Origin of the sequence: Desulfogranum marinum, from assembly GCF_016918565.1 — a bacterium.
GTDB lineage: Bacteria > Desulfobacterota > Desulfobulbia > Desulfobulbales > Desulfobulbaceae > Desulfogranum > Desulfogranum marinum.
Window position 1 is genome coordinate 37,600 of the sequence record NZ_JAFFQD010000023.1, and the last position, 24,383, is coordinate 61,982.

20 protein-coding genes and 1 pseudogene are annotated in these 24,383 nt (G+C 45.1%); 12 read left to right on the forward strand and 9 right to left on the reverse strand.

The annotated features are described in order from the left end of the window. Window positions 1-53: 53 nt before the first annotated feature. From rsmA to JWH17_RS13410, 3 genes are all read left to right on the forward strand, one after another. On the forward strand, window positions 54-911 hold the full coding sequence (gene rsmA, locus JWH17_RS13400) for a 16S rRNA (adenine(1518)-N(6)/adenine(1519)-N(6))-dimethyltransferase RsmA (protein ID WP_205223134.1): 858 nt from the start codon (window positions 54-56) through the stop codon (window positions 909-911). An 84-nt stretch (window positions 912-995) separates the two neighbouring features. Further along, window positions 996-1,511: a DUF2062 domain-containing protein gene (locus JWH17_RS13405; RefSeq protein WP_205223135.1), complete on the forward strand. Its 516-nt coding sequence runs from the start codon at window positions 996-998 to the stop codon at window positions 1,509-1,511. 5 nt (window positions 1,512-1,516) lie between these two features. Beyond that, the gene (locus JWH17_RS13410) at window positions 1,517-2,689 is read left to right on the forward strand and encodes an iron-containing alcohol dehydrogenase (RefSeq protein WP_205223136.1); all 1,173 of its coding nucleotides are present in this window, start codon (window positions 1,517-1,519) and stop codon (window positions 2,687-2,689) included. 35 nt (window positions 2,690-2,724) lie between these two features. On the opposite strand, the gene JWH17_RS13415 is transcribed toward JWH17_RS13410, so the two are convergent. The 6 genes and pseudogenes from JWH17_RS13415 to JWH17_RS13440 all read right to left on the reverse strand — a co-directional run bounded on the left by JWH17_RS13415 (window position 2,725) and on the right by JWH17_RS13440 (window position 8,399). Continuing rightward, entirely contained in the window at window positions 2,725-4,581 is a 1,857-nt protein-coding gene (locus JWH17_RS13415) for a monovalent cation:proton antiporter-2 (CPA2) family protein (protein ID WP_205223137.1), read from the reverse strand. A 1-nt stretch (window position 4,582) separates the two neighbouring features. Then, entirely contained in the window at window positions 4,583-5,191 is a 609-nt protein-coding gene (locus JWH17_RS13420) for an NAD(P)H-dependent oxidoreductase (RefSeq protein WP_205223138.1), read from the reverse strand. Between the two features lie 182 nt (window positions 5,192-5,373). Continuing rightward, window positions 5,374-5,754 (reverse strand): annotated as a pseudogene (locus JWH17_RS13425) (IS66 family transposase); the annotation flags it as partial. Window positions 5,755-5,925: 171 nt separating this feature from the next. Beyond that, window positions 5,926-6,348 carry a single-stranded DNA-binding protein gene (locus JWH17_RS13430; protein ID WP_205223139.1) on the reverse strand — a complete coding sequence of 141 codons (423 nt, stop codon included), beginning with the start codon at window positions 6,346-6,348 and terminating at the stop codon, window positions 5,926-5,928. A gap of 87 nt (window positions 6,349-6,435) precedes the next feature. Continuing rightward, on the reverse strand, window positions 6,436-7,551 hold the full coding sequence (locus JWH17_RS13435; protein WP_205223140.1) for an SPL family radical SAM protein: 1,116 nt from the start codon (window positions 7,549-7,551) through the stop codon (window positions 6,436-6,438). Between the two features lie 2 nt (window positions 7,552-7,553). Continuing rightward, on the reverse strand, window positions 7,554-8,399 hold the full coding sequence (locus JWH17_RS13440) for a glycosyltransferase family 2 protein (protein ID WP_319547627.1): 846 nt from the start codon (window positions 8,397-8,399) through the stop codon (window positions 7,554-7,556). Window positions 8,400-8,527: 128 nt separating this feature from the next. Here JWH17_RS13440 and JWH17_RS13445 point away from each other — a divergent pair, with 128 nt between their 5' ends. The 5 genes from JWH17_RS13445 (at window position 8,528) to JWH17_RS13465 (ending at window position 15,266) form a co-directional block, all read left to right on the forward strand. Next, window positions 8,528-10,027, forward strand: coding sequence for an Rne/Rng family ribonuclease (locus JWH17_RS13445; RefSeq protein WP_205223141.1), 1,500 nt, complete (start codon window positions 8,528-8,530; stop codon window positions 10,025-10,027). A 209-nt stretch (window positions 10,028-10,236) separates the two neighbouring features. Continuing rightward, a complete protein-coding gene (locus tag JWH17_RS13450; RefSeq protein WP_205223142.1) occupies window positions 10,237-11,628 on the forward strand; it encodes a M23 family metallopeptidase in 1,392 nt (463 codons plus the stop codon). A gap of 53 nt (window positions 11,629-11,681) precedes the next feature. Further along, complete coding sequence (locus tag JWH17_RS13455) at window positions 11,682-13,112, forward strand: LptF/LptG family permease (RefSeq protein ID WP_232371084.1); 1,431 nt, start codon at window positions 11,682-11,684, stop codon at window positions 13,110-13,112. After that, a complete protein-coding gene (locus tag JWH17_RS13460; RefSeq protein WP_205223144.1) occupies window positions 13,109-14,014 on the forward strand; it encodes a lysylphosphatidylglycerol synthase transmembrane domain-containing protein in 906 nt (301 codons plus the stop codon). The genes JWH17_RS13455 and JWH17_RS13460 overlap by 4 nt, the downstream gene beginning before the upstream one ends. A 34-nt stretch (window positions 14,015-14,048) precedes the next feature. Continuing rightward, a complete protein-coding gene (locus JWH17_RS13465) occupies window positions 14,049-15,266 on the forward strand; it encodes a glycosyltransferase family 9 protein (RefSeq protein WP_205223145.1) in 1,218 nt (405 codons plus the stop codon). A gap of 210 nt (window positions 15,267-15,476) precedes the next feature. On the opposite strand, the gene JWH17_RS13470 is transcribed toward JWH17_RS13465, so the two are convergent. Then, entirely contained in the window at window positions 15,477-16,181 is a 705-nt protein-coding gene (locus JWH17_RS13470) for a phosphatase PAP2 family protein (protein ID WP_205223146.1), read from the reverse strand. Window positions 16,182-16,725: 544 nt separating this feature from the next. On the opposite strand from JWH17_RS13470, the gene JWH17_RS13475 reads away from it, so the two are divergent. From JWH17_RS13475 to JWH17_RS13490, 4 genes are all read left to right on the forward strand, one after another. Continuing rightward, complete coding sequence (locus JWH17_RS13475; protein ID WP_205223147.1) at window positions 16,726-18,279, forward strand: glycosyltransferase family 39 protein; 1,554 nt, start codon at window positions 16,726-16,728, stop codon at window positions 18,277-18,279. Between the two features lie 170 nt (window positions 18,280-18,449). Beyond that, the gene (locus tag JWH17_RS13480) at window positions 18,450-18,932 is read left to right on the forward strand and encodes a hypothetical protein (protein WP_205223148.1); all 483 of its coding nucleotides are present in this window, start codon (window positions 18,450-18,452) and stop codon (window positions 18,930-18,932) included. Window positions 18,933-18,996: 64 nt separating this feature from the next. Then, window positions 18,997-20,607, forward strand: a complete 1,611-nt coding sequence (locus tag JWH17_RS13485) for an NAD(P)H-hydrate dehydratase (RefSeq protein WP_205223149.1) — start codon at window positions 18,997-18,999, stop codon at window positions 20,605-20,607. Between the two features lie 28 nt (window positions 20,608-20,635). Further along, on the forward strand, window positions 20,636-21,091 hold the full coding sequence (locus tag JWH17_RS13490; RefSeq protein WP_205223150.1) for a CBS domain-containing protein: 456 nt from the start codon (window positions 20,636-20,638) through the stop codon (window positions 21,089-21,091). 49 nt (window positions 21,092-21,140) lie between these two features. Here the strand turns inward: JWH17_RS13490 and JWH17_RS13495 are convergent, their stop codons facing one another. Next, complete coding sequence (locus JWH17_RS13495; protein ID WP_205223151.1) at window positions 21,141-22,487, reverse strand: diguanylate cyclase domain-containing protein; 1,347 nt, start codon at window positions 22,485-22,487, stop codon at window positions 21,141-21,143. A 206-nt stretch (window positions 22,488-22,693) separates the two neighbouring features. Continuing rightward, window positions 22,694-24,382, reverse strand: coding sequence for an ATP-binding protein (locus JWH17_RS13500; RefSeq protein WP_205223152.1), 1,689 nt, complete (start codon window positions 24,380-24,382; stop codon window positions 22,694-22,696). Window position 24,383 lies beyond the last annotated feature (1 nt).

Sequence of the window (24,383 nt, forward strand, 5' to 3'; positions counted from 1 at the left end):
TGTCGCAGCATCATCCTGAAACTCCCCATAACCCATCATTTTCTCTATAGCTTATGGCTTACCAGCAGACCAGAAAAGTCCTTAAAAAAGAAGGCCTTGCCCCCAAAAAGAAACTTGGTCAAAATTTCCTTGTTCACCAGCATACTGCAGATCGTATTGCCGGCGCTGCCGATTTGGACAAAACCGACACTGTCATCGAGGTTGGAGTCGGTCTCGGTGCCCTGACAATGCCTCTTGCGAGCATGGCAGCAAAAGTTATCGGCATTGAAGCTGATTCAGGAATTGTGAGGATGCATCAGGAGCAGGAGGACCTGCCGGCCAATGTTGTGCTTCGCCATGAAGATATTCTCAAAACCAATTTACCCGCGCTGAGAGATGAGACCCAGGCAAGACTAAAAATCGTTGCTAATCTTCCCTACTCGATTTCTACTCCTTTTCTCTTTCGCTTGATAGAGTTCAGCGACTGCATCCACTTTGCAGTGGTTATGGTCCAGAAGGAAGTGGCCGAACGGCTCATGGCAAGACCTGGAACAAAGGCCTATGGAGCGCCCACAATTCTCCTTGCAAGCTGTGCCACCGTGGAGCCCTTGCTGCTGGTTAAACCTGCAGAATTCCACCCCAGGCCCAAAGTGGATTCCCTGGTCATTAAAATTACGTTTTTTCCGAGCCCGGAGAGATTACAATCGATTGAAGCCTATGACAAAAGGTTGTTTAAACGGGTTGTTAACGCAGCCTTTGGTCAACGGCGAAAAACGCTTGTCAATGCATTGTCAGCTAGCTTTAAGGCCACCGACAAACAGGAAATAGCCCAATGTATACAGGATGCTGATATTGATCCCGGAATCCGGGCGGAAAAACTGGAACTTGAAGATTTCATACGGCTCAGCTCTTTTCTCAAAAATAGAGAGTAAAGGTATATAGAAAAAGGCTTTGTTTAGTTATCTGCTTCGTATACAGTTGATACATCGTTCCCCTTTGCTCTCTTTTTTATACTTGTGAACCTTAAACGAATCACAGTCTATTATTACCTGCGCCTGCGAAGGCTGCAGGGGACTCCGAGGGCCCTTGCCATGGGTGCTGCTGTCGGCGCTGCCATAGGCATTACTCCCACCCTTCCCTTTCATACGGTGATGATCCTGACTGCATGCCTGATCATGCGAGTCAATCCCATTGCCGCCATCATTGCCGGTACCATAGTCAGCAACCCATTGACCTTTATTCCGCATTACTATGCTGCATGGTGGCTGGGTGACTTTTTTTTGCCTGACCGGCTCACATGGCTGCAAATCAAAACACTGCTTCACCAACTCAAGAGTGTCGGTATATTGGAAAGTTTGCAAACTATTTTGGAAGTAGGCTTAAATACAAGCATGGTCATGATGACAGGTGGTCTTTTACTTGCCATTCCAACTGGAATAATCAGCTATATACTTGCCTTAAAATTTTTTGTTATCATGCAACGTAAACGTCACGAAAAACATTTACTTAATCACCGGCGGAAGCAGGGCTAACCCGTATGCATAACTTTGTATTCCATAATCCTACCAAAATCCTGTTTGGCAAACAGACCCTGCCATCCATTGGGCCGGAAACAAAAGCATTTGGTTCAAGAGCCATGCTTATTTATGGCCGACAGAGTTTAAAACAAAATGGCACCTACCAGCAAATAGTCCAATCCCTTGCCGCTGCAGGTGTTGAGGTGACCGAGTTTGGCAACATCCAGGCAAACCCTTTACTTTCCCGAGTCAGGGAAGGAATACAGGTGGCCAAAAAGGAAAAAGTAGAGGTCGTGATCGGTGCAGGCGGCGGCTCTGTAATAGACACCGCCAAAGCCATTGCAGCTGGAGCGGTTGTGGAACATGATGTCTGGAAATTTTTCACCGGTAAAAAAGGCGTAAAAGGTACCCTTCCTGTCAATACGGTCCTTACGCTACCAGCCTCCGGCTCAGAAATGAATTCCGGAATGGTCTTGACCCATGACGAAAAAAAACAAAAATTCGGTTTTGGTCATCGGTTCCTGTTTCCTAAAACATCTATCCTAGACCCTGAACTCAGCTATACAGTGCCGCCTGATTACACTGCCTATGGGGCTGTTGATGCTATCTCCCACATCCTCGAATTCTATCTCACCACCGCAGACCCTGATACACCTGTCCAAGATAGATTTATGGAAGGCCTGATTGCAAGCATTATGAATGCATGCAATCGTTGTTTGACACATCCAAGGGATTATGGTGGCAGAGCAAGCCTGATGTGGTCTGCCACTCTTGCCCTTAACGGATTAACAGCAGCCGGACTCGGACGGGTTGGCTTTCCCATGCACCTGCTGGAACATTCCCTAAGCGGTCTTTATAATTCTGCGCATGGGGCAGGACTTGCAGCTCTCCTGCCCGGATGGTTGCACTACTATAAAGAAACCGCTCCAGAACGCCTGGCAATGCTTGGTAAAGGAATTTTTCCGGAAACAATTTCGGCAAACGCTCCTCCTGCAGAAAGGGCCGAACAATGTATTACTCAATTGCTGCAATGGCTTAGGGAAATAAATGTTCCCACATCACTTGCCGAGATGGGGGTTACAGCTGCAGACATACCTACCATCGCCGAACATTCCAGCGGCCTTGCTAAAATCTGGCGCCTACGTGAATACTCGCAGCCATTGCTGGAGAATATTCTTACTCGATGCTGTTAAGGAAATTTTGCACAATGAGAATTTACTCAGCATCTTTACATTTCCGGATTTTTTGCAGTCCAGGCCTTGTCCAATTCTTCGGTGTCTGCATTCTGATCCAGTCTCATCAACTCCTCAAGATCGATGTTATGCTTCTGGTACATAGATATATACTGATCTTCATCTTCTCGATGCATTCGGTATAACTCAGGCATCATTTCTTCATCTTTTTTCCTGAAAATACGTTTGAGCCTATACGCCTCATAGGGGTCAACACCCAATAATTTCAAGGATTCCTGGCCCAGGGACAATGCACTGCCAAAGGTCTCCCGCCGAATAACAGTAATGCCAAGATCCATGAGTTGGTAGGCTGCTGAACGGTCTGCCGCGTTGGCGGCTATTTTGAGATGCGGATAGTGTTTCTGCACCAACTCAACCAGCTCGGATGCTTTATCTTTATCCCCTATGGTAACGATGAGGAGTTCCGCTTCATCGGCGCCGGCAGCTTCCAGTAGATCCAGGCGTGTAATATCCCCGTAATATACCTCAAAGCCGAATTTTCTGAGTATATCTACATTGGCTGCATCATGATCGAGAATGACCGGTTTTATGCCTGCCGATATCAGGAAACGGCCCAGGTCGGTGCCAAGACGACCGAACCCGGCAAGAATAACCCTATGCTCTCCATGGTCGATCGTGTCGGCTTCCCGCTGCACGTCCTCTGCACCATGGGGGCCTGCAATAAATTTGTCATGAGCGAGAAAAAGCAAGGGAGCGAGAAACATGGAGATGGCAACGGCGCTGATCAGCGGCTCTATGGTCTGCGCCGGCAGTACGCCATTGGTCCTGGAAAACTGAAAGAGAACAAAGGCGAATTCTCCTCCCTGGGCAAGGGCTATCGCAAAAAGGGAGCGCTCCTTTTTAGCCATCTTGAAAAGGAAACCGGTTACGACGAGTACCAGCCATTTCAAGCCGATCAACGCTATTGACAGGCCCGCGATCAGCAGAATCTCTTCACCGATCAGTGTGAAATTAAGACTGGCTCCTATGGAGATAAAAAAAATGCCAAGTAATAATCCCTTGAAAGGCTCTATATCGCTCTCGAGCTCATGGCGGTATTCACTGTCGGCCAAGACAACCCCGGCAAGAAAGGTACCCAGTGCCGGTGAGAGCCCTACAGCGGTCATCAATAGGGAAATACCAACCACCAGTGCCAGAGCCGCTGCAACAAAGATTTCCCTTACCCTCGTTGCCGCAATGGTTCTGAACATCGGCCTACCGGCAAATTTACCGAGGAGAAAGATAGAACTGATGGCAAGCAGAGTAACAAGGATTCGCAAGTATCCAGGCAGTGAGCTTATGTCAAAAAATATTGAACCGTGATGGCCGTCGTCGAGCATGGCGATGGTTGCCAGCAAAGGCAAAACAGCAAGCATCGGAATGACCGCGAGATCCTGGAAAAGCAGCACCGAAAAGATAGAGCGTCCTGGAGAGGTGTTCATCAACCCTTTCTCGCGCAATGTTTGCAGAACGATCGCTGTCGAGGAAAGGGAGAGAATAATGCCGACGGCTACTGCCTGCTGCCAGGGTAAGTAGAGCAGAGAAAAACCACTGATAAGAACACTCGATAACGCAACCTGTAATCCTCCCATCCCCACGATGGGGGTACGCATCTGCCAGAGAAGAGAAGGCTTGAGCTCAAGTCCGACCAGGAAAAGCATCATAACCACACCGAATTCAGTAAAGTGCATAACTTCTTCAATATCGGCAATGAGCGAAAGACCAAACGGTCCTATGATTATTCCTGCTATCAGGTATCCGAGAACCGAGCCGAGCCCCAGTTTTTTGGCAATGGGTACTGCAATGGCTGCGGCAGCGAGGAAAATAAACAGCTGAAGGAGAAAATGCTCCATGCTAGGGTCTCCTGATTATTGCATGTAAATCGTTGTTGAGATAGTCTTCCTTCCTGCCCTGCTCAATATCCAGCGTACCGTCGCGTAATCCGATGACCATTCGACGATAATCCTCTCCGTGCATCTTAATTTCTTCTTCGGGTAGTCCCCTGTGGATACCGAGGACCGCAAACGGAGGAAGCCATACCATATTGCACAATTTGGCTGTGGCTCGATAAGGCGAGATAAGTTCCCTGAGGGAGAACTCATTATACCCGTCTTTACGGTAGGTGGAGTCGTCGCCGCCGGCAGTTATAGCCTGCAAAAAGAGTTTTCCCTTGAGTAGGGAAGCTTGCGAACCGTATGCCCAGCCATGTTCAAGCACCAGATCAAGCCACTCTTTCATTATGGAGGGTGTTGAGTACCAGTACAACGGATGCTGAAAAATAATGGCGTCGTGTTCTTCACAGAGCTGCTGTTCCCTTTGGACATCGATCAGAAAATCGGGATAGGTGGCATAAAGGTCATTAATGGTGACCCCATCAAGTCCCTCTACGGCAGCACGGAGGGTATTGTTGATTTTTGAGCGTGATCTCGCCGGGTGTACAAATTGAATAAGAATTTTTCTCATGGGGTAGTCGGGATTTCTCATCAATTCAGACGGTGCCGGGTTCAGAGTTTTTGGGAGTAAAAAGGTAGCGCTTACCTTTTACTGCCAAAATACTGGTTATGATGGTTCCGAATGGACTGACCTTTGGTAAACATTTTGTTAATTTCTTTGTAACTGTTCAGCCTATTTTTACTTGCAAAAGCTTATAGTTTCAATGCAGGATAATTTCCTTCAAAAAAAACGGACAAAGCATGGCTTGAACTAAAGCCTTGTTTTCTAAAAGTAGACAGGTAACTTCGAACACGACAGAAAATATGAGCGCCGTCAATTGAACGAAAGCATCCCGATATTTTTTGTTGAACTTTTGTCATCCTGAGATCGTTTTCTCCAAGGTTGTTCGTGAAAAAAACGATCACTTTTTCCATGAACAAAAGGGTATCATCTTCGTAGTCACGCAATCTTTCTAATAGGTTTCGGGCTTTTGTTTTCTTTATCCGCCCTCTTTTTCCTTTTCTTTTTGTCTTATCTGGTGGCAGGCTTTCCAGGTCCCCTGCTTTTAAGATTGCTCTATATTTTTGCCGATATCCTGACTCAATTAATCGATCATGATATCGTAGAGGAATGTCTTCTTGATGAGAAAATTTTAAATCGTGAACCTTGTAAGACTTGCCGGATTTAGGTTAGCTTTCAAACCAAAAAGCCTGCTTATACAAGCAGGCTTTTTGAAAAAAACACTCTGTGTAGACAGGAATTATCTAAAACGGTACATCATCGGCCATTGGAGGCGGTTCCTGTGGATAATCGCCAAAACTGCCGCCACCACCTCCACCGCCTGTTCCGGCAGCACCAGCACCTCGTGGGGACAGCATCTTCATTTCCCGTGCCACAATTTCAGTGGTGTATTTATCATTCCCATTCTGATCCTGCCATTTCCGAGTCTGTATCTTTCCTTCAATATAGACCCTGGAACCTTTTGACAAATATTCACCACAAATTTCTGCAAGACGTCGCCAGGCAACTATGCGGTGCCATTCTGTCTGTTCCTGCATTTGCCCATCTTTGCCTTTCCATCTCTCGCTTGTTGCTACAGTGAACGACGCCACTGCGTCGCCACTCTGGGTATACCGTATTTCTGGGTCAGCACCAAGATTACCGATAAGAATCGCTTTATTAATCATTATTCACCTGTTGTTTAAAATTCAGTTTACGGTTTCCCTTATACTTTTGATTTTGAAAAATTACAAAATAATCATTGGCCGAAGATACTAACTAACCGACCGATCCAGCATCTTGGGTAACCCTCCATGTTCTTCCGGGGTATAACCAAATACCTCCTGCCATATCTCGCGGCTTTCCATACAAAAGTAAATACAAGTTCGGTCTGCAGCATATTTTCTTAATTCACCAAGAATGAATTGGTACATGGAGACACGTTCTGGTCGGAAATAGCGGTATTTATTATCAAGGCCATTGATAAATTCTTCGTAAAAAAAAGTCGAAGTCGGAAACCGTTCTGTGGCTATATTTTTAAGGGACGGCAGGTAACGTAAAGCCCCCATGCTTATCCAAGCAATTTTGTCTGCAGGGACGGCCTCGAATAATCGCCTAATAGTCTCCCGGTAGCCTTGCTGCCAGTTATCATGTTTAATGATAGGATCAAAATGAAAAGCAAGGTGATATCCCCACTCAGCTACTTGGGATGCAGCTTCGAGTCGTTCATCCAGCGTGGCGGTTCGCAACTCCTCTTTGGCCATTATGATGGGGCTGTTGAGTGACCAGGCAACTACTGTGCGCCCATTGTGTGGAACATCTTTCAGTTGCTTTATAATGTTGCACTTGGTTTTTAATTCAAGCACAGCATTACTTTTGTCGTTCATGTACCTGATTAATCGTGAGCTTAAACCTGTCAACGAATCAATGGCAAGGCTGTCCGTAAACTCACCGGTGCCAATCCGGTAGAATTGTTCGGGTTGGTTCAGCAGCACGTTGTCCAATTCGGCCAACATATCTTCAACGTTAACACAAAAACTCAGCCACGGATTGTTGAGGTAGGCCTGCAAAATACAGTACACGCAATCCATGGGACAATTCATACCTATATTGAGCACCTGATACCCACAACAAGTATACTCCCTTGTACCTGGACAAGGTTTAAAAAACACACCCCGATGTTTGCATAGCAGCAGGTGGTGTTTCCCCTGGGTGAGGTTTTCAGGATAGGTTCCTGGAATATCAGGCAGGGTGCCGTCTTCAAGAATCGTAACCGGAAGATTTGCCCTTTCTATAATCTCTTGAGCATATGGGTTGTCCACACACTCTCTGGTAACATGAAGATGAGTCACATAATGTGCCGGATCACCATAGGAAATAACTTTTTTCACGCTTACTGCTCTCCATTTGACAAATATTTATTTGGCAGTTCCAGATATCGCCGGCCCTCCTGCAGGCGACCATGTTTTATACAGCCATTCCCATAAATAGTACATTTTCGCTGCAATTCAATGAGGGTAAGGGCTCGCTGTTTTTCACTAAGACGGCCACCTTCTAACAGATTACACAAAGCCTGTATTCGAAAAGTATCCATCCCCATTCTGTGAATAAACGACAGCTGGTCAGCACGCCCTCCATCTTTACAGATTAGTGGTGTATCAATTCGCAAAAAAGGAAGCTGACAACTCATTCTGAGCCAAAGATCATAATCTTCGCAACATGGGAGCTGTTCATCAAAAAAACCAAATGTTTCAAAGCACGCCTTTTTGGCCATCACTGTCGACATACCCACCATGCACATACGTAAACTTGCCTCAAAAATATCGCCATGCGGAGGATCATGTTTCTTTTTCTGATTTACCCTCTTGTCGTTCCTGTACCACATTTCGCGTGTATGGGATATCTGGTAGTGTGGCTGACTAAGCATGGACTGATACTGCTCTTTCAATTTTCCAGGAAGCCACCAGTCATCGGAATCGAGGAAAGCCACATATTCATACATGCTTGCCCTGATGCCTGCATTCCTGGCAGCGGCAGCACCACTGTTTTTCTGATACCGGTATTGTATTGGAACAGGGCTGTCACCAGCTATATTCTGCACAATTTGCGCCGTATTATCCGTAGAACCGTCATCGATTATAATCAATTCTGCAGGAGAAAATGTTTGACAAACCACCGACAGGATTGAGCGAGAGAGGAAATCAGCTCGATTAAATGTTGGAATAATAACGGAAATCACAGGGAGAAGTTTTCGATTTAATATTTATTTTTGGCAGTTTTATCAGGTGTGTAGTATACTGCGAAGTTAATTGAAAAGTGATATCTGCCTTCATGGTATTCATCTGCTCCGGCGTCGACCGCACATATATGTACACAGACATACTCATCAATGCAACAACGTATGAAAACCGTATAGCTTTAGTTGAAAACGGCACTCTCCTGGAATTTCACACTGAGCGTTTTTCTGAAGAAGGCCTTATCGGCAACATCTATCTTGGCCGAGTTGTTCGGGTTTTGCCCGGCATTGATGCAGCCTTTGTTGATATCGGCCTTGCGAGGACCGGCTTTTTATATGTTGATGACATCATCGTTCCAGCTCAAAGCGGACTCAATCAACAATCTTTTCAACCGGTAGATGGCGTTGAAAACGGGAAAAAGCATACCAATCGTCCAATAAACGAACTCCTCAAAGAAAACCAACCGATTCTTGTTCAAATAGCCAAAGAACCTATTGGCACCAAAGGCGCCCGCCTGACCTGCAACATCACCATCCCCTGTCGCAATCTGGTGTACATGCCCCTCACCGATCATATCGGTATATCGAGAAAAATCGAAAATGAAGGAGTTCGCAATCAACTTAAGGAAAAAATAGAGAAACTTCGTCCCTCGGGAGCGGGTTTCATCATCAGAACGGTTGCTGAAAATATCAGTAGCGATGAACTAGAAGCAGACATGGAATTCTTACTGCTTCTTTGGGACGAAATTCTTTCTAAATCAACGAAGGGTAAAGTTCCAAGTCTGATCTACAAGGATCTGGATATCATTCTTCGTGCGGTGCGCGATTTTTTCACCGAGAACATCCATGAATTAGTGGTTGACAACCGTGAAGTATATAATCAATTGCTAACCTATGCCAAAACCTTTGCCCCACACCTGCAACGAAAAATTATTTACTATGATGGAGACGCCCCCCTGTTTGAGTCATATGGAATCGAGGTGGACATCAATTCAGCACTGGATAAAAAGGTGTGGCTGAGATCAGGAGGCTATATCATCATAGAACCGACTGAAGCACTGACGGTTATTGATGTCAATACTGGTCGATATGTAGGTAAAAATGATCTTGCTGAAACCATATTTAAAACAAACATGGAGGCTGTCAAAGAGATTGCCTACCAGTTACGCCTTCGAAATATCGGTGGGATTATAATCATAGACTTTATTGACATGGACGATGAACAGGACAGAGAAGACCTGTATAACGCCTTCAAAAAAGCAATGCAGGATGATAAAAGTAAAGTTAATATCCTGAAACTCTCTGAATTCGGCCTGGTCCAAATGACAAGGAAACGACTTTCAGAGAACCTGATTCAAACCATGTGCGAGCCCTGCTTTTATTGCGGTGGTGATGGATTTATAAAATCAAGCCGTACCATATGTTACGAGATATTCAGGAAATTAACAAAAGATGCTCGTAAAATCGAGTGTGCTACAGCAGCTCTGAAAGTGCATCCCAATGTGGCTGATTTACTGCGAAACGAAGAGGCCGTCCATGTTGACCAATTGGAGCAGGCCACAGGAAAACGGTTTACCATTACTTCCGTTCCTGATATGCATATAAAGAGATATGAAATTATTTGGAAGTAAGTTCGGCATGGTTGCTGTTATCTTGTCATGTTGAAAGAGCTGGAATCAAACAGATCAAGGCAACGAAACAAAAAGGTATGCGCAAGATACGCATATTCGTGAACTACTATATAATAGTTAGTAACCCTACACCCAACGTCTTGCTAGCAGTCAACCTACTTAGAATGCTTCCCATTGGTACTTAACCACAATTTAAAAGAATATATACAATGGCAAGAAAAAATAGAAGGCGTAACACTTCACGCCCCAGTAAAGGCAGTTTCTTTCGTAAATTTTTCATTACTCTTTTCGTCGGAGTAGTAATTGCGGTTGCCGTCTCAGGGTTTATTTTATTTGAAACGGAAAAACCCACTCTTCTCCTCGAAAAACAAGTACATTCTCTCGGCACCAATGTGGATTTTCCACTCAAGGCCGAAGATAAAAAAAGTGGTATTCGGTCGGTTGAAGTTGCACTGGAACAAGATGGCAAAACCAGCCGGCTTTTTAACCGTTCTTTTGACCGCAAGGCCTGGTTTAAGGATGCAGGTCCCCAAAAGGTGGAGGAAACACTCGTAATCGATGCCCAAAAAGCGCAATTGGCTGACGGTCAGGCATCACTGATTATCAGGGTCCGAGACTTTTCGCTTAACTCGATGATGCGAGGTAACGAGACCGTGCAGACCATACCGGTAATGATTGACACGAAACCACCTAAGGTTTCCATCACCCATTCTCAAAAATATATTACACCAGGCGGCAGCGGTATAGTTACATACCAGCTTTCGGAATCCTCCCATCGCCATGGAGTTCAAATCGACGATCTCTTTTTCCAAGGATTTCCTACGGGTAAAAGCGAGAACCAATTTGTAGCTTATATTGCCCTGCCCTGGAACAGCGAGGAACCGGTTCTCACAAAAGTGATAGCAGTTGATGAGGCAGGCAATGAGGGAAAATCTCTTTTTTCCTTTACCTTTAAACCCGCCAAGGAAAAAACGGATAAACTTACGGTGAGTGATGGCTTTTTAAAAAACAAGACCCCGGAATTCGAACAACAGTATCCTGCTATTGAAGGGCAAATGATTGAAAAGTATCTGTATGTTAACAATGAAATCCGTAAACAGAACGCAGAACGCATTAAAAACATTTGCACTAATCCCAACAGCGGCCGACTCTGGACGGGTCGTTTTTTGCGAATGCCGGGAGCCAAAAAAGCAGGGTTCGCAGATCAAAGAACCTATTATTACAAAGGCAAACCAGTAGATTACCAAACGCACCTCGGCATCGATCTTGCCTCTACTGCACGGGCAGATGTACGCGCAGCTAACAGAGGTACAGTTGTTTTTGCTGATTACATGGGTATATACGGCAACATGGTCATCATTGACCATGGACAGGGTCTTTACAGTCTTTACTCACATTTAAGCCGTATCGACACTGAAAAAGGCACCATCGTTGATATTGATGAGCATATCGGCAATACAGGAACGACAGGTATGGCTGGAGGTGACCACCTCCATTTCTCTATTCTTGTGCATGGTATTTTCGTCACCCCTGTAGAATGGTGGGACCAACACTGGATAGATGTGACTATTGATGCATTTGTCGGTCCTGACCCGTCTTAATTTTTTTAGCACTTACCTCACAAAACTGACTTGCTGTTTCAAAAGTGAAACAATTGCGCCTGCCATTTATATTGTACAGCTATATAGCTGCTGAACTTCTTGCGCCTTTTTTTGCAAGTTTTATCATTCTTTACTCGGTTTTTTTCCTGGTAAGACTGATTCCCTTGCTTGAAGTCGTCCTTGAACTACGTATCGGGTTTGCGGATTTCATCCGTCTCTTTAGTTATATTTTTCCCCATATGTTGCTCTATGTCATCCCCATGGCCAGTATGACCGGGGTGATCATCGGTTTTACCCGCCTGACCAATGACCGGGAAATTCTCGCCCTGAAAGCCTGTGGAGTCAGTCTTCGCACAATGCTGCCTCCAGTGGTTATGATTGCCGCATCCATTGCCATTCTTACCGGTTTTTTCTCTATTCGCTTAATTCCTGCAGGTGAACAGGGTATAAAATTGCTCATGTTCCAGCTTGCTAAAGAAAAAATCGACAAAGGACTCAAAGAGAAAAAATTCACTGAAGCATTGGGAGACCTGGTTGTCTACGTTGATGAAATTGATGAGCAGGAGAACTGGTACGGAGTCTATGTTTCTGACATGAGGAACCGTGACCAACCGATAATCACAGTTTCTAAAAGCGGCAGAATGAAGGCTGATGTCAATAAAATGGTTGTCACCATTGTTCTTAATGACGGTACGCTGCATAATGCAGAGGGACCCGATAACCAGGTCGTTCGTTTTCAGCGCTATCAGCTTCAAATTCCCCTTCGACCACCAACCAGAATAGATGGTGATGATGTCACCCAGATTGGGAAAGGGGCAATGAGCCAAAAACAATTGCTGCACACAGCAGCCCAATTTGGGCCCAATACCAAAAAAGGGATTGTTTACCTTACGGAATATCACCACCGACTGGTGCTCCCTGTCGGGTGTTTTATTCTCAGTTTACTTGGTCTTCCTCTCGGCCTCCAGGCCGGTCCTGGAAAACGTGCTGCCGGTATTCCGCTCGGTCTCGGCTTCTTTGTTTTTTATTACATAGCCTTTACCACCGGCAGAGTATTGACCGAAGATATGGTTCTCCCACTTGTGTTAGGCATGTGGCTCCCCAACTTCCTTTTCCTCCTGCTTACAGTCTATGTTTTTTATAGAGTAGACCGCGAAAAGCCTATACTCCCTGAAAGGCTGCAGGCAGCAATCAGCAGGCTGTATGAAATGCTCATCCAGCCGTTGATAACCATTGTAGCAACAGGATGGAAGAAAATTATCACCAGAAGAACAGAACAAGCTCCGATAAAGGACACTATAAAGCTAGACAAAAATGTCCCTGTACATGCGAATGCAGTGAGCCGTATTTACCATTTTTCAGCATGTGAAGAATATAATTGCTCCCAGTGTACCATTGAATTTCTAACATCTACCATTGCCGAAGAATCAGGGTTTAAGCCGTGCCCCTTCTGCAAATCCCTGGTTGAAAAGCAAAAAACGTGAAATTTGTAACCAAACTTGTCATAACCACCCTCCTCTTTGTACTCATCTTTCGTAACATTGACTTTGGGGTAACGTTTGAGGTCGCTTCCAAGGTCAAGGGAAAAGCCCTTGCCATGGCATTATTCCTGCTGATCTGCAGCAGCTGCACAGCTGCTTTTCGGTGGAGCATCATCATGAAACAAATAGGATTCAAGGAGCCATTCTCCTTTTATCTGCAAAGCTACTTTAAAGGTGCCTTTTTCAATCAGGGATTGCCGACCAGTATCGGTGGCGATGGCTTACGAATTTTAGATACCGCACGCATAGCAGAAAATAAAGAGGACGCTTTTAACGGAGTATTGATAGATCGCATTGTTGGCCTTGGAGGTCTTTTGCTGCTCAACATGACGGCCCTGCTACAAAATCGTACCCTTTTGCCGCTCCAAGTTTACCACCCCCTTTTGGTGATTATTGTCCTTTCTTTAATAGGACTGGTTGCTTTATTTTTCCTGCACCATATTGAGCTCTTGAGCAGAATTAAGTTACTTAGATACCTGAACAGACTTTCGCAACGGTATGCCAGCATCTACTCTTCAATAAATGCCATATCGATACAGGTGACGCTGAGTGTATTAACCCACCTGTTTGCGATGAGTGCCTTCTTTATTCTCGGACATGGTGTCGGGTTGATGTATCCCTTGCAAACGTACCTTGCTCTTGTTCCCCCGGTGATCCTGCTTACTATCCTGCCGATATCACTAGCTGGATGGGGAATCCGAGAAGGTGCAATGGTTGGTTTTTTTGTATTGATCGGTGCTGATAAAGCCTCCATCCTTTCACTTTCCATCCTGTACGGAATACTTGCCTTAGCTGCCTCACTGCCGGGACTTTTCGTATTTCTAGCGCAGAGACAACGCATCTAAAAAATATCTGCTGTACCCCAATTTAGGAAATATCATGAATATTGACACAATGCGAGCGGTTGACAAGTGGGCCGGAATACCGCTGACCTTCTTCCTCACTTTGCCGGTTAAACTTTTCTCTCGCTTCAAAAAAACGCAGGGGAAAAAGCCACAACGTGTTCTGTTTATAGAACTCTCGGAAATGGGGTCAACCATTCTTGTTAATCCTGCTCTGGAAAAAACGAAAACGCAACTCGGAGCGGAAGTTTTTTTTGTTATATTCCGTAAAAACAAACCCAGCCTTGACCTGTTGCAAACCATCCCGAATACTAATATATATACTATCCGTGAACACAATATAGCGGTTCTTGCTTTAGATACGCTTGGCTTTCTATTATGGGCCCGCTCAAAAAGAATCGATACGGTTGTGGATCTTGAACTTTTCTCGCGCTTTACAGCGCTGTTAACCGGCCTTTGCGGTGCTGCTTTCAGGGTTGGTTTTCATAGTTTTCATAATGAAGGCCTGTACCGTGGCGATCTGCTAACCCATAAAGTTGCCTACAATCCTCATGTACACATTGCCAAAAATTTTATCGCTCTCGTCAATGCGTTACTTGCTCCATCTAAAGAGCTCCCTTTTTCAAAAACATACATAGATGATAAAGAGATTGAGCTTCCTGTGCTCACCTCATCAGAGGCAGAGATAGCGTCTATCCGAGCACTCATTAAAAAACGTTACAGTGCTTACGATAGTAAAGTACACAAAATTGTTCTTATCAATCCCAATGCCAGTGAATTATTGCCGCAAAGACGTTGGATGCCGGAACGATACGTAGAGTTAATCCAGCGAATCCTCAAGACAGATGAGAGTATCATAGTTCTGATTACAGGTGCTCCATCAGAGGCGAAAGAAGCAGATGAAATGTGTGCCCGAACAGGCAAGGAACAGTGTGTTAATTTTGCAGGAGCCACCCCCTTACAGCAGCTACCAGCCTTGTACAATGTTGCCACCCTAATGGTGACCAATGATTCCGGACCAGGTCACTTTTCCTCGATTACGGCCTTACCGACCTTTGTCCTTTTTGGACCTGAAACCCCTGCATTATATGGATCGTTGGGAAATTCCACGCCAATCTATGCCGGGCTAGCCTGTTCTCCCTGTGTGAGTGCATCCAACCACAGGAAAACACCATGCCAAGATAACAAATGCTTGCAGGCTATTTCAGTGGATCAGGTATTTAGCCTTGTTAAAGAACAGCTCCAACAAGGCTGAAGCAGAGCCCAGCCGGCACAGTTGCCTTTTCGCGCAACCTTTCGGAGTCCTCGCTTACCTCGTTATGTTCGAAAAAAGCTTCCTCGGAGCTCAGCGTTAGACTCCAATAGTAAACATATGACTGTGCTGGTTTTTTCAAGCATGCCTCAACCTTGAACAACCAATCCAATTATTCAAAATACACTACAGCATGACCAGAGTGGAGATTGCTTAATGGCTCTTCCTTTCCAAGGATAGCTTGTCCGGTGCCGGCAACTCTGGTTTTATCCATATAGCAAGGAGTTGACCGACGATATACACTATCCCCCCGGCCCAGAGCGTATCACTAAGAAAATGTCCTCCCTGGAGTATCCGGGTAATGCCGACCAAGGTGCCCCACCCAATCCCGATTAATAAGAGAAAACGGGCGTCCTCCCGCCCGAACTTACGAAACACAAACCAAGGGCCTATGAGAGCAAAGGCGATGCTGGCGTGGCCTGATGGAAAAGAGCTGTTTGCTCCGGCTTGCCCAGGCTCCCAAAAAAGATGGAACTGATGTTGCCCGTTAAACTCCACCACTTCTCTCGGTCTCGGCCTGCCGAGGTTGTCTTTCAGGAGAACATTGGCTATTAATCCGGGGCCCAGCAGCAAAAACAAGAGTATAAATATGGCTTGTTTTCGAAGGCGTCTTAATGTAACCACTTTGCTTCCAAGTAGCAGGACGAATAAGGCAATCCCACCCGTCAACCAGGCCGGCAATGGTGCCCACGTGTAAATAAACTCCCAAAAAAATGCATTTACACCTATCCATCCTGTATCTTTATCAAAAACCAGTGCAGCCAGCCATCTGTCTGCATCGGTCAACCAAATGAGCAAGGTCGATGCAATCAACACTAAAAGCACTGCAAAAAGTTCGTTAAGCTTGTCTATAAGCATAGAAATGAGATAAATAAAAATTGTTGGCGTCGTAAAAAGTCTGATCTATAAGGCGCAGTTTTTGTCCTTAGCCATCTTGAGTGTGTGATGGACTTTTTATGAGTCCATTAAACTTATTATTACCTAAATCTTGCATGTCAAACATGACAAAAATGCTTTTAATTATGTTTTTTCAGACTGTTGTCGGTTTTATCAACAAGAAATCAGTTCACTTTTTATGTGAGTTACATTTAAGAGCATTTTTCTCATGCTTGCCACCCTTCGGGATTGCCGATTTTACCGAATCTGCTTTGTTTGCGCACACTTGAAGTACTACGGTACGTCTGCGTGTACGCAGCCTCGCACCTTCGGCAAACTTGGCAATTGCAGGATTTAGGTATTATTAAAATACGTTAAAATATATCAAGGTAGCCGCAACCAATTCATTGTCCTTTTTTCAATCTATATAGCCCTCTTGAAGACTCCAGGCAACGAATCTCTTGCCATGTGAAAAGCTGAATCTTTTAAGATATTGCGCAATCAATTCAAATTTAAGTACTTGTTTATGAAAACCACAGGCCGTAATTATCAGGTGGCGACCGGAATCGTCATATTGGCAGCGCTAGCCATTCGCCTTTTTATAAGTTCTCAATTTCTACTGGTCCCAGATGAAGCCAACTACTGGCAATGGACCAGATACCTTGCCCTCGGATATCATGATCATCCCCCGATGATTGCCTGGACAATCCGGCTTGCTACCGAAATTTTCGGACAAACCGAATTTGCAGTACGCTTACCGACGGTCATAGGATGCGCCATTTTTTCTTGGTATACCTGTCTCCTTGCAGCACGCCTTTTTTCCTGGCGGTGCGCCCTGCACACTGGAATTCTCCTCCAGCTTATATTGCTTATTAACGGTTCTGCCTTGATTGCCACCCCAGACGGACTCTTACTGCCGTGCTGGGCTGCGGCATGCTACCATGGCTACAGATCGATTACTGATCGAAGCGCCGCACAGTGGCTGTTTACAGGTCTATGGTTCGGCCTTGGACTTTTATCCAAATACACTATGGTCCTGTTTCCGGCATCTCTCTTGGTCTGTATTCTTTTTACCCGGGAATACAGAACCTGTCTTCGTTCCATCTGGCCCTGGATTGGACTCGTTTTCAGCCTTTGCATCTTTTCGCCGGTGCTTGTCTGGAACAGCCAAAACGAATGGGCAACATTTCGCCATGTTCTCTTTCAAGGGGGCGTTGACAACCGAGAATTGGTAACGCTTTCTTATTTAGGAGACTTTTTAGGATCCCAGTTATTGTTGGTGACTCCGGTTTGTTTTCTCCTACTCCTGCATTTCTGGATATTCCCTGCTTCACGCGTAAAATTTCCAGGGCCTAAGGTTTCGTACTTGCTGTGGATGTCTTTACCTGGCTTTGTTATTTTTCTTCTGCTCTCATTCCATGTACGCATCTATGGCAACTGGCCGGCACCTGTTTATACCACCGGCATAATTCTCATTGCCGCTGCATATGCTCCCTGGAAAAGCAGGGGTATAAAAATGAATGCAATCTGGAAAGCAACTCTTGGTGCAGCTGCGCTCATCTCTTTGCCTGTGATGATTCAGGTCGTTTATCCCCTTCTCCCACTCCCTATAGATCTGGACAGAACAGCCAGGGAAACGGTCGGCTGGGACATACTTGGGAAAAAAGTCGAGGCTGCAGTACAACAAATGCCCACTCCAGAGGCTACCTTTATTTTTGGGTTGCGTTATCAATATGCCAGTGAGCTGGCTTTTTATACGCCTGGTCAACCAAAAACATTGTCCATCAATAAATGGGCAAGACCCAATGTTTATGATTTCTGGTTTCATGACAGTATGGTTATCGGCCAAGACGCTGTGGGAATATTCACCTATCCAGGAATGGAAGATAGGGTAGCGACCTTATTTGAACATTCGGAACCTGTGGAAGAAATAATTCTCACCAGAAAATCCCCTTGGTTCGGTATCCAGAACGTGCAGAAAATCTATCTCTTTCGTGGTTATGGATTCAAAGGTGGATTGCGATGGCAGCCACAAAATAACAACGATATCCGTGCCACCTTACACCAAACCTCGCCATAATATTTAAGGGTACCAGTACAAAATACTGTATATTCAGGCTTACTTTTAGTGTGAAATCCCCTTGATAGAGGTATCATGCAATGATACCGTATAATAAGGGTACAGGAGTAGAAGAAAACTGCTCTGGAGATCTCATACGCGGTTAAAAGGAATATGCAGGGGGCCATAAATTGAAAACAAAGAATGTTTATACCGTTACCCGTAAGGTCTTTTTTTTTGAATGTCTCACTATTTTATTGTTGATGTCAGGAATCTGGGCAGATGAACTGTTTGATATCCCCTTTCTTTTATTTGGCGCACAACCAACACCTGTGAATTGGCAGGAAGCAATTTTTGAAAGTGTGCTCATCCTCGGCGTCGGTGCCTTGGCTATTGCCCATAATCGCAGGAGCCTGCTTAAACTAAATAAAATTGCCGAGGTAATCCCTGTTTGTGCTTCCTGCCATAAGACGTATGATACTGAGGAATTTTGGAATATTCTCCAAGAAGGCGCGAATCAATATTGCAAGTCACAGTTTGTAGACGGCATCTGTTTGGATTGTCTAAAAAAATACTCTCCGGAGGTATACGCTCAGCATATGGAAGAGATGGCTCAACACAAAAAAAACGAATCTGATATAGAAAATGCTGAATTAAAAAACAGTCAACTATAATCACTTATATTGATTGTTATACATCTCAGTAACTATCCCGAAACTCATATCATTTGCATTAGCCATGAAACTTGCCACCACCCAACAAATGCGAGAACTTGACAGAAGGACAATAGAAGAACTGCAGGTACCAGGAATGGTGCTGATGGAGATAGCCGGTCGAGGCACCGTTGAATACCTGGAAAAAGCCGTTGAAAAAGTAACTGGAAAGCATGTCGTTATCTTTGTCGGTCCGGGCAATAATGGGGGTGATGGGCTTGTCATTGCACGCACAGTCTTTAACCGAGGTGCTGTACCACATATCTTTTTCCTTGTTGACCCAGATGAACTGACAGGAGATGCCGGACATAATTTTTCAATTATCAAACATTGGGGCATTCACTACACGGTCGTCGATACCGCAGACACTGTCCATGCTGCTCAAAAAACTATCCTAGCCCTCCACAACGAAAAACCAATCCACTCGATTGTTGATGCTGTTTTCGGAACAGGACTCTGCAGAGACGTTCGAGGTCACTTTTTCGATGCGCTTACTCTTATCAATACGCTGCGTCAAAATTACCAGTTCTTTGTTGTCTCAGCAGATATCCCATCCGGCATGCACAGCGATACAGGACAAATCTTAGGCGGTGCCGTCCGTGCTGACTTGACTGTCACCTATGGGTTGCCCAAACCCGGACATGTGCACCATGGAGGAGAAGGTGTTGGACAACTCAAAACGGTTGACATCGGTATCCCTCCTTTCTTGCTTGATCCGGTTGGTGTCACCGGCTTTGCTCTTGATGAAACAACATTGCCCCAAATACGAGAGAAATCCACAACAGGGCATAAAGGAAGTAACGGGCACCTCCTCGTCCTGGCAGGATCAACTGGAAAAACAGGCGCAGCTATATTAAGTGCCAGAGGGAGCCTGCATAGCGGCTGTGGCCTGGTTACCTTGTGCGTACCACAGGATCTGAACCAAGTCTTTGAGACTTCCCTTATTGAGGCAATGACTGTTCCTCTGCCCGGCTCAAATACGGCAATTTCAATTAAAGATTATCAACAGATCACCGAGCTCTGCAAAGGAAAAAACGCCCTTGTCATAGGACCGGGAATGGGAATGGAGCCTGAAACTGTCGAGCTTGTTCTCCGCCTGTACAAAGAATGTAGTCTGCCGCAGGTGCTGGATGCTGATGCTATTACTATCCTGGCTGATCATCCGGAGTGTCTTGCTCATCCTGCCGGGCCAAGGATTTTCACCCCTCACCCAGGTGAAATGGCTCGATTAATCAACACTACGATACCCGCAATACAGCTTGACCGGCTGCATGCCGCACAATGGGCTGAAACCATGGAAGACATGGAGCACGATTTTCCTATAATTACCGTACTTAAAGGGGCTGGGACCGTGATCGCCTCCAACCAAGGTCAATGGTGCATCAATACTTCTGGAAACCCGGGCATGGGGACAGGCGGGATGGGGGATGTTCTTTCAGGCATAATAGGCAGCCTGTTGGCACAGGGATACAACCCATGGGAAGCAGCCTGTATTGCAGTCTATATTCACGGAGTAAGTGGCGACTTGCTGGCAAAAAAACAACCCTACGGTTTTTCCGCTTCCCAGGTTGCCTTGGCGCTTCCAAAAGCTATTGGGCATATTTTACACCTACCAAAAAAATCTTCGGTACACTAATCGAAACTGATCCTCCAAAGGAGAAAAGATGTTAAAAGCAAAAGATATCATGAGTCATGAAGTCATCGTTGTCAATGAATCGGACTCTGTTAGAGAGCTTGCAGTAACCCTCATTACCCATAAAATTAACGGGGTGCCGGTTGTTGATGATACAAATCAAGTCGTTGGTGTGGTCACTGAAAGTGATTTAATTTTTCAAAATAAAAAAGTTCATATTCCGACTGCCGTGGCTATTCTTGATTCCTTTCTCTTTTTGGAACGACCTAACAAAATGGAAGCAGAGATGAAAAAAATTGCCGGCTCCCAGGTCAGTGATATCTGCTCCTACGAGATTGTCAGCGTTACTCCTGAAACACCGCTTGATGAATTGGCCACATTAATGGCGGAAAAAAAGGTTCACACCTTGCCTGTGCTGGAAAAAGGAGAATTGGTGGGGGTCATAGGACAGACCGATATCATTCGGACAATCGCCCAAAAAAAATAATGCGTTGATTGCCATTTCCTGATTCAAATAGGTTCCGGCTCTATTTGAATCAGGAAATTTGAGATCGTATTTTCCCTTTTTTTACCGGTCCTTTCTCGTCATAGAAGCACCAGCAGTTGCGCCCGTTCTTTTTTGCCTGATACATCGCGATATCTGCATGGCGCAACATAGCTTCAGCATTTTGGCAATCGTCAGGAAACACTGATATGCCGATACTTGCTCCGATGTAGCAAATGTGATTATCGACTTCAATGGGTTCATTGAGCAACTCAATGGCCATCTGTGCAACATGACTTGCCCCCTCTGCTGTTTCCGTGCTTTCCAAAAGGATGACAAATTCATCCCCCCCAAGTCGGCAGACCGAATCAGAGGAACGTAAGGTGGATCGTAATCTTTCCGCAACCTGCACTAAAACCAAATCGCCAATGCCATGTCCATACGTATCGTTGATAGGCTTAAATCGGTCAAGATCAATAAAAAGCAAACATAAGAGCCTATCATACCTTCGTGCCAGCGAAATAGCCTGGGGTAAGCGTCGCCGAAAGTAATTACGATTAGGCAACTGGGTCAAGGTATCATGATTTGCCATGTAGCGAATGAGTTCGGCTGCCTCCTGACGTTCGGTGATATCTTGAAACACCAAAACCCCACCACTCAATTTTCCCCGCTGGATGATAGGAGTTGCGGAAAACTCCACAGGGAAAGAGGTTTCGTCACTGCGGATTAACCGTGCTTCGTCAAAGTGTACCGGATCGGCATTTTCAGCACCTTGAAAAAAAGGGCAACAATCGACGCTGAAGTCATCACTCCCCGGAGTAGAGAGCCTGAAAATAGACATATAGTCACGCCCAGTGACTTCACGCTCTTCATACTCAAGCATTTTCAAGCCGGCCGGGTTAATATAACTGACCTTCCCTTCTCCATTTACTCCGCAAATCCCGTTGGCTGCTGCATCAAGAATCATTTCATAATTCGTGGACAGTAGTTCCTGTTCTATTTTAGAACGATGCGATCCTAGGATATAACGAATACGATTTTTCAACACCGGCCAACGAATTGGTTTTCGGATAAAATCGACTGCACCAGCACTAAAAGAGCGGTCAATCGTTTCCTCATCATCAATTGCGGTGATCATCAATACCGGCGGAGCATTGACAAAAGAGGTTGTAATATTTTCACAGACCGTTGGCCCATCAATTCCCGGCATCGCAATATCAAGAATAACCATGTCATAGGTTTTCTTGCCCAGACAATCTAGGGCGCCATACCCATCAACAGCTTCATCAACAACATACTGTTCGCTTTCCAGAAATTGGCGAAGAAGAATCCTGATGACTTCATCATCATCAACAATCAATATTCGTGGTCGGCTCTCTCGGAAAAAAGATGGACTCATAGTGTATTATATATTGATGCCTAGACTGCGCACACTTCAAGGAAACAGAGTATATCTGCGGGAAAATTGATTTTCTTTTCCTGTCAGGGAATTTCGTGGTACAGCCTCATTGGTATGTACCTAAAAAATAAGAAGCTCTGATAGAACTGACAGTATTGGTAATGATATTTTTTCCAATTACTGCATTCTACGAAATATAGAGGCGATTAATCAAGTTGTTCCTTGAAAAAACAAGCGACATCTTTAATTGCCTTTCGGATTTTAGGCAGTAAACGTTGTATTTGCAGTATTTGTCCATTTCTACCTGCCTTTTCGACCAGCAAACATAGCCGTGTCAGCTCATCTGCACCGATCTGGCTACTACTTCCTTTTAAAGTATGGGCAATTTTTTGTGATCCTTTTGCATCGTTTTGTTGTATCGTCTCTTCCAGCTCGACAAGCCGAGCCTCCATGGATTTGACAAAAACCCGTGCAACGTGATCCATATTGCCGACATGGTGCTTTAACCGGTCAAAAGAAGCTTGATTGATAATTGCCCGTTGCTGCTTAGTCTGTTGCTGTTTGTTTTTTTGTTCCTGCCTATCCATTGTGAGTGCAGGTACAGTAAGTTCCGGCAGCCATGTCCTGAGCACCATATACAATTTATGAAAATCGATAGGTTTTACCAGGTAATCCACCATCCCTACAGCATAACATTTATCTTTGGTCTTCGAAGTCGCGTCAGCAGTCAGGGCTATGATAGCCGGTAGGTCCTTTCCTTCTTTCCCCTGCCCTTGACCAAGGATAATTTCAGTCGCTTCAAACCCATCCATTACCGGCATTTGGCAATCCATAAAAACAACATGGAAACGACTCTCTTTGCACATAGTAACCGCAACCTCACCGTTGCTCGCAAAAAAAAGAGAAGCTTTGGATAAACGAAAGATCTCTTCCATCACTATTTTGTTTGTATTATCGTCGTCAACTATAAGGATCTTAATAGGATTGACTTCTTTTCCCTGCGTGAAATTTGGAAGAGGAAGCTGTTTGTGAGGAGAGGGAAAAAGCTGGGTAGAGGGTGCCTTTACGACCTGAGAGTCCTTAACAGCATCGGTGGCTGGTTGCAGGGTAATTTTAAACCAAAAAACGCTGCCGCCTTGAGGTGCTGGTCTCACCCCGATTTCCCCTCCCATTAGTCTAACCAATTTTGCACAGATAGAAAGCCCCAACCCTGTCCCGCCAAATCTGCGGGTTGAAGATGCATCCGCCTGGGTAAAGGGTTGAAAAAGGAAGGCAGCCGTCTCTGGAGCAATACCAATCCCTGTATCCCGAACAGTGAAATATAAAATATCTTTACCTGCGTTAACCCCTTCTTTTTTTATGCTAAGAAATACACTTCCTTTATCGGTAAATTTAATACTGTTACCAAGCAGATTAACCAATATCTGGCGAAGACGATATGCGTCTCCCCGATAACTGCCGGCCAGATTTTCATCTAGTGAAAGTTGAAGGGAAAGTCCTTTTTGTTTTCCGGTAACAGCATACAGGGCAACCAATTCCTTCGCCAAAACATGGATATCAAATTTATCAATATCCAGAATCATTTTATCTGCTTCAATCTTACTAAAATCAAGCAGGCTGTTGATCAGGGATAATAAACTATCTGCAGAGCCTTGTATGAGTTCGGCAAAATGCCGCTGCCGAGGTTCAAGCTCTGTTCCCAAAAGGAGTTTACTCAGGCCAATGACCCCATTCATAGGAGTTCTGATCTCGTGACTGATCATGGCGAGAAAATCTGATTTCGCCTTACTGGCACTGTCTGCCTGCTTGGCCCTTTTTACTAGAAGCGCATTTTGTTCCTTGAGCTGAGTTACTTCGGCTTCAAGGTGCGCAAGCTGTTCTGCCTGATCTTTCATT